The sequence below is a fragment of the Embleya sp. NPDC001921 genome, assembly GCF_053594475.1.
Window position 1 is genome coordinate 1 of record NZ_JBSFEO010000122.1, and the last position, 5,883, is coordinate 5,883.

Genomic DNA, 5,883 nt, shown 5'->3' on the forward strand with positions numbered 1-5,883 from the left:
CCCCCGCTCCTGTCGTGTGGTGCTCGTCAGCCTCCCGAACGGCCGGCGACAGGATTCGGCGTACCGGCGATCGGGGTCCGTGTGGGATACGGACGTTGGGAACGCTAAACACGTGGGCCGACAATTCACAAGCCGGTGCCGGATAGACGTCGATTGTCTTTATTGCGAATGGACGCAGCGCAGACGGATATCCACGGAGCGTCCCGTCATTGACACCGTGTGATCGAAGCGTTCCCGTGTCGTCACGCGCGAGGGGAACTCGACCGGCGGTCCGCCTACTCGCCCTACCCTCGTCAAGTGTCGCGTTCTTCCTATGCGTTGCCGCCGCGTCTCGGAATACTCCCGGAGGCAGGTCGATGCCGAAGTTCGTGTTCTCGCTTCGATATTCATTCGTAGGAGCTTTCTCCGTGCGTGAACAGGTCCTGCGCGCCTATCGGTTCGCGTTGGATCCCACACCGGAACAACTGGTCGCATTCAATCGACATGCGGGCGCGGCGCGTTGGGCCTTCAACTGGGCACACGGACGCAAACTCGCCGCGCACGAACTGCGGCGCGGCGAGATCACCGATCTGATCGAGCACGGACACACGCAGGCGTCGGCGCGGAAGGCCGCGACCACGCGGATCCCCACCATGGCCACGATCCGAAAGCACCTCAACGCGATCAAGGGCGACTCACGCACACACACGCCCCCCGAAGGCGACCACGGCCCGCATCGACCCTGCGCGTGGTGGCACGAGGTCTCGACCTACGCCTTCCAGTCGGCGATGGCAGACGCGGACTCCGCCTGGGACAACTGGATCAGATCCCTCACCGGGCAGCGCGCCGGCCAACGCATGGGCGCCCCCCGCTTCAAGAAGAAGAACCGCGCCCGCGACTCCTTCCGCCTCTACGGCGCCGGCCTGCGCCTCGACGGCTACCGACGCCTGGCCATCCCCAGGATCGGATCGGTGCGCCTGCACGCGTCGGCCAAGCGCTTGGTCCGCCTCATCGGGCGGGGCGACGCGGCCCTGAAGTGTGTGACGGTGTCACGCAGCGGTTCACGTTGGCACGCCTCCGTCCTGGCCGAGGTCACCCAGGACATCCCCGAACGGCCCACCCGACGCCAGCGTGTCGCCGGCACCGTCGGTGTGGACCTGGGCGTGCGAGCCCTGGCGACCCTGTCGCAGCGCCTGGATCCGGCCGACCCTGCCGGTGACGTCGTCGCCCATCCGCGCCTGCTCGACCGCAACCTCCACCGCCTGGCCAAGGCACAGCGCGCCTACTCCCGTACCCTCAAGGGCTCCCGCCGTCGGGCCAAGGCTGCCCGCCGCATCGGCGCACTCGGCGCCCGCATCGCCGAACAACGCTCCGCACACCACCACCAGGTCACCAAACGCCTCGTGGCCGGATTCGCGACCGTCGCCGTCGAGGACCTCGACCTGCGCGCCCTCACCGCCTCCGCCGCAGGCACCCCTCGACAGCCCGGCAGGAACGTCAAGGTCAAGGCACGCTTCACCCGATTCCTCCTGGATGCCGCGCCCGGCGAATTCCGGCGCCAACTCACCTACAAAGCCCGTTGGCACGGGTCCACCGTCGTCGTTCTGGACTCCGCCACCCCGGCCAACCGAATCTGCTCCTCCTGCCACCGGGAAAACCCACCGCCGCGGCTGGGAGCATCATGGTTCGTCTGCCGACACTGCGACTCCAAGGTGGCGCGTGCCGTGAACTCGGCGGGCAACATCCAAAGACTCGCCGATCACGTCGCCTCCGACGCGGGGGAGACGCGAAACGCTCGCGGAGCCGAACGGGCGCCCGGTACTCGTGCAGGGGACCCGACGGCGACGACGCGAGAAGGCCGACCTCGTGGGTCACCCCGGTGGAGCAATCCGCCGGCCGCCCCAGCAAACCCCGAGATGTAGGTCGGCCCAGTCCGAGGAGGCTCCACGCGGAAACCGCAGCCTCCGGACGCCGAACGTCCACGAGTCCCGCCGGAAGGCGACAGCACGGGTCGACGGCGGCCCCATCACTCGGCTACGCAATAACAAGGCGGGTCTGTCCTCAAGAGCCAGGGCGCGTTTCGGATTGTGATGGATGTGTGGGATTCGTCGTCAAGGCGGTCCTGAGCCGGTAGCTCGTCTCGGCGTGACGCAGAAGCAACTGAGCGACGTGCATCGAGAGTTCACTCGGATCGTACCTGCCGATCGGTGCGTACGGTCGGTATCCCCCGCGGCTGCGCCAGCAGTTCGAGGGCGAGAGGCCGCATTCGAGTTCTCGTACCGAGCCACCGATCGACCAACTCCTGTGGTGCCGACCGCGCATGCGCACGCTCGACGTTCGTACGCTCGTTCGGACCGGTCATGGCATTGCGCAGGCTCACGCTCGACAATCACGGGCGCTGTCGCGATCTTCCTATCCCCTGTCGAATGCGACGGAGGAGGCTTTCGGAGTTTGCAGCAGTCCCATGTGTGCTGCGCCTGGGCGTGGGCGTTCGGAGCGGATCACGCCTTCGGATCGCCAACTTGGGATTGCCGAACCGTCGAGCGGCAAGGCACGGAATCGCGAGTGGGCGATGCTCGTGCGTTTGACCGCTTCGCGGGTTGTGTCGGGCGAGTCTTTCGTATGGTTGATGGGTTCCGGGGGTGGGGGTCGTGCGGGAACGGGTGTTGCGTACGTTTCGTTTCGCCTTGGATCCCACGCCGGAGCAGGTTCGGGTGTTCGGTCGTCACGCGGGTGCGGCGCGCTGGGCGTTCAACTGGGCGCATGGGCAGAAGCTGGCGGCGTTCGAGGCACGTCGTGCGGAGATCGCGGTGCTGGTGGCGCGAGGGTATTCGCGGGAGTCGGCGGGGATGGCGGCGACGGTTCGTGTGCCGACGAAGGCTGTGATCCAGAGGCGCCTGAACGTGATCAAGGGTGATTCGCGGGTGTTCACGCCACCTGTCGGTGATCATGGTCCGCATCGACCGTGTGCGTGGTGGCACGAGGTGTCGACGCACGCTTTGCAGTCGGCGATGCTGGACGCGGATCGGGCGTGGGAGAACTGGGCGGATTCGGTGGCGGGCAGGCGTGCCGGGCCGCCGGTGGGGGCGCCGCGTTTCAAGCGCAAGAATCGTGCGCGGGACTCGTTCAGGTTGTACGGCGCCGCTCTGCGTCCGGAGGGGTATCGGCGGTTGAGGCTTCCGCGGATCGGATCGGTGCGTCTGCACGAGTCGGCGAAGCGGTTGGTGCGTCTGTTGGATCGCGGGGACGCGGTCCTGAGGTGTGTGACGGTCTCGCGGGGTGGTTCGCGGTGGTACGCGTGCGTCCTGGCGGAGGTCACCCAGGAGGTTCCCGACGGGCCGACGCGTCGTCAGCGGGCTGCGGGTGCGGTGGGTGTGGATCTGGGGGTGCGCGCGTCCGTGACGTTGTCGCGGCACCTGGATCCGGCGGATCCCGGGAGTGACACGGTCGCCCATCCGCGGTTCCTCGAGGCCGATCGGGGTCGCCTGGCCGGGGCGCAGCGCAGACTCGCGCGCACGGTCAGGGGTTCGCGCCGGCAGGTCAAGGCGGCGCGGCGGGTCGGAGCGATCCACGCGCGCGTCGCCGAGCGACGCCTTGGCCACCACCACCAGGTGACCAAGCGTTTGGTGACCCGGTTCGCGGTGGTGGGTGTAGAGAATCTCGACGTGCGGGCGCTGGCGGTCTCGGCTGCGGGCACCGTCGAGGAGCCCGGCACCGACGTCAAGGTCAGAGCGCGGTTCAACCGGTTCCTTCTGGACGCCGCGCCCGGGGAGTTGCGGCGTCAGCTCCAGTACAAGGCCCGGTGGTACGGGTCCGTCGCGGTGCTGGTGGACCGGGCGAGTGCGACCAACAGGATCTGTTCCTCGTGTCGTTGGGAAAACCCACCCTCGCGGCCGGGAGCGGATCGGTTCGTGTGTGAACGGTGCGATCTGAGGGTGGGGCGGGCCGTGAACTCGGCGCGCAACATTCAACAGCTCGCGTGCTACGACGTCGCCTCCGACAGGGGGGAGACCCGAAACGCTCGTGGAGCCCACCGGCCGCCCGGCACTCGTGCCGACGGCCGGTGGGTGCCGAAGCGAGAAGGCCCACCTCGTGGGTCACCCCGGCGGAGCGATCCTCCGGCCACCGACTCCTAGACCACGGTTCGGCACCGGCCTGCGGCATCCGCAGGCCACACAACCGAACCCACAGGAGTACGAGTGGGTCGTGCGGCAGCGTCAGCCCGGCGCGTTCGCTTTGACTCAGCCCCACTGTCGTGTGGGTGGGTCGCCGGCGGAACCGTACCGCGGCATGTTGCGCGAGCTGAAGCCGAGCTCGGAGCAGGATCGTGGAGGTGCGCCCGGTCATCCTTCTCGACGACGCAACCATCCATCCGGGGCCGACTCCGCCCTGCCGACGAAGGCTGGGCCGTCGGCACCAGGACGAAGGCTCGGCCCCGGGAACAGGTGGCTCACGTCGGGCGAGGGACCGCTGCCCACACCTCGGCCGAGATTGCCGCTGCCGCTTCCGGAGTGGTCAGCCCGGCCAGGCTCGCCTGGGTGGAGCGGTCCGGTGCCGGCGGGCGGTCTGCGAACTGAGCTACGGCCATGGAGAGTTGCGGGTCGATCGTGATATGCCAGGCCGTGCGATCCTCGGCCCGTCCCGCTCGTTCGCCGGCGCCGGTGGGTGTGGTGCCGGTCGGGCGGAGGCCGATGATGGGAATGCCCAGCAGGTCGGCCACGGCGACGGCGGTCGCCGGCGGCATCGCGGGGCGGCGGACGGGCTTGACGGTGTACGTGATGCTCGTACCGCGGGCGATCCAAGCCACCGTGTAGGGCGCGGCGTACTGCCCGTCAGCGGCGAACGCGGCCTGCGCGGCGGCCATTTGTACCGGTGTCGGGGTGGCGAGTCCCAGCAGCAGGTCGAGCGAGTGGTCGAGGCGGAGATCGCCCGCGGGGATGCCGAGGCGGCCGGCGGTGACCTCGATCGCGCCGATGCCCGAGTTCGTGGCTGCCTGGGCCAATGCGCTGCCGGCGGCGAGTCGGAGGGCGCCGCGTAGGTCGAGGTTGTGATGGTCGCGTCCGTCGTCGTTGGGGAACGTGCCGGTCTGGCCCGCTCGTTTGATCGTCAGGTTGTTCCGTGCCTCGAAGCGGGCACCGGGGTTTCCGCCGGAAGCGTGGTAAGCCGCAACGGTGATCGGCTGGAAGGCCGAGCCCGCCTCGACCCTGCGGCCGAGGGCGTCGTCGAACTCGAGCAGCAAAGACCACAGAAGATCGTCGTCGAACGTCGTGCCGCGATGGTCGATGTCGGTGCCGGGGTTCAGTGTCGCCAGGTACGCGGCGCACTCGACGGCTCCGAGGTGGGCGAGGCAACGATCGAATCCGGGAACGCGCACACCCGGGCACACCACACGGTCCGACGACGAGCGCGTCCCATACGCGCAGTGCGCCGTGCCCGAACTCGAACCGGTCGAACGCATGTCGGAAGGTCCTTCCTCGTTCCGCCGCGTCCGGCGACCACCAGCGTGGCGATGTCGAAGACGCCGGGTCAGCCTGTTCGGCGCGGGTCGCGACGCGGCCGAGACCGCAGGCGAGGTACAAAGTCGTGCCGTCGGCGTCCAGAAAGAGTATGTCGAGGCCGTCGTCGACGACTGGGACGAACGCGCCGGCCACGACCTGGATCCGGCCGCCGCGGCGAAACGACGGAATTGGCTCAGGGTCGGCTGCGTCGGACGGTTCGCTGGGATATGTGCCTGGCGCTTTCGGCTACTCCGGCTCCCGTCACGCATCGACCGGCGGCGTGCGAGACACCTGGGCGCCATCAGCACGGGAGTGAGCTGACCCGAGTTTTGTAGAGTCCGTTTGCGGTTGTTCACGCGGACTGCGTGGTTTGCTCCTGGTCGGCCCAGTGTTGCTGCTCGTACTC

3 protein-coding genes are annotated in these 5,883 nt (G+C 68.6%); 2 read left to right on the forward strand and 1 reads right to left on the reverse strand.

The features are described from left to right. The first annotated feature begins 407 nt into the window (after positions 1 to 407). Both ACWCPW_RS51315 and ACWCPW_RS51320 read left to right on the forward strand, forming a co-directional pair. Positions 408 to 1,901: an RNA-guided endonuclease InsQ/TnpB family protein gene (locus ACWCPW_RS51315; protein ID WP_449768569.1), complete on the forward strand. Its 1,494-nt coding sequence runs from the start codon at positions 408 to 410 to the stop codon at positions 1,899 to 1,901. Positions 1,902 to 2,642: 741 nt separating this feature from the next. Beyond that, complete coding sequence (locus ACWCPW_RS51320; protein WP_449768571.1) at positions 2,643 to 4,115, forward strand: RNA-guided endonuclease InsQ/TnpB family protein; 1,473 nt, start codon at positions 2,643 to 2,645, stop codon at positions 4,113 to 4,115. A 314-nt stretch (positions 4,116 to 4,429) separates the two neighbouring features. Here the strand turns inward: ACWCPW_RS51320 and ACWCPW_RS51325 are convergent, their stop codons facing one another. After that, positions 4,430 to 5,353, reverse strand: a complete 924-nt coding sequence (locus ACWCPW_RS51325; RefSeq protein WP_449768570.1) for a hypothetical protein — start codon at positions 5,351 to 5,353, stop codon at positions 4,430 to 4,432. Positions 5,354 to 5,883 lie beyond the last annotated feature (530 nt).